Origin of the sequence: Bacillus sp. JJ1127 (assembly GCF_036965845.1) — a bacterium.
Classification (GTDB): domain Bacteria; phylum Bacillota; class Bacilli; order Bacillales; family Bacillaceae_G; genus Bacillus_A.
Map to the genome: position 1 here is coordinate 8,697 of NZ_JBALQK010000185.1, position 844 is coordinate 9,540.

The window sequence follows — 844 nt, forward strand, 5'->3', positions numbered from 1 at the left end:
TCTACTAAGTAGTCACCAACTTCAGAACCACTACCAGGGACGAAGTTTACTACACCAGCTGGTAAGCCTGCTTCTTCTAATACTTCCATAAATTTCGCTGCTACTACAGGTGTTGTACTAGCTGGCTTTAGTAATACTGTGTTACCAGAAACTAATGCAGCTGTTGTCATACCTGCCATAATTGCGAATGGGAAGTTCCAAGGAGAAATGATAACACCTACTCCTAATGGAATGTAAGAGAAACGATTATATTCAATTGGACGGCTTTCTACTGGGATACCGTCTTTTAATTTCAACATTTGACGACCATAATATTCCATAAAATCGATTGCTTCTGCTGTATCAGCATCTGCCTCATTCCATGGTTTACCTGCTTCTTTTACAAGAATAGCAGAGAACTCATGTTTTCTACGGCGAACGATTGCTGCAGCACGGAATAAAATGTCTGCACGCATTTCTGGTTTTGACTTTCTCCAAGTTTGGAATGTTTCATCCGCCACTTGCATTGCTTTTTCAGCTAATTCACGGCTTGCCTTTGAAACACGACCAATAACTTCTTCTTTATTTGCAGGGTTTACAGAAATGATTTTCTCGTCTGTAGTGATCTTTTCTCCCCCGATAAGTAATGGATAGTCTTGTCCAAGATAAGATTCTACTTTCTTTAAACCTTCTTCAAACGCTAATTTATTAGCCTCTACTGAAAAATCTGTAAATGGCTCATGTTTGTATGCTACTACCATTCTTTTTAGCCTCCCCTTAGAAAAACGTTTACATTTTACAACATTATTCTACACGATAATTTAGATTTATTCAAATATTCTTAGACTTATATTTTAAAAATTAA

1 protein-coding gene is annotated in these 844 nt (G+C 37.1%); it reads right to left on the reverse strand.

Annotated features, from left to right (window positions below; translation table 11 throughout):
* On the reverse strand, positions 1–740 hold a 740-nt coding region (locus V7183_RS18000; protein ID WP_438825182.1), incomplete at its 3' end, for an aldehyde dehydrogenase family protein.
* Positions 741–844: the final 104 nt, after the last annotated feature.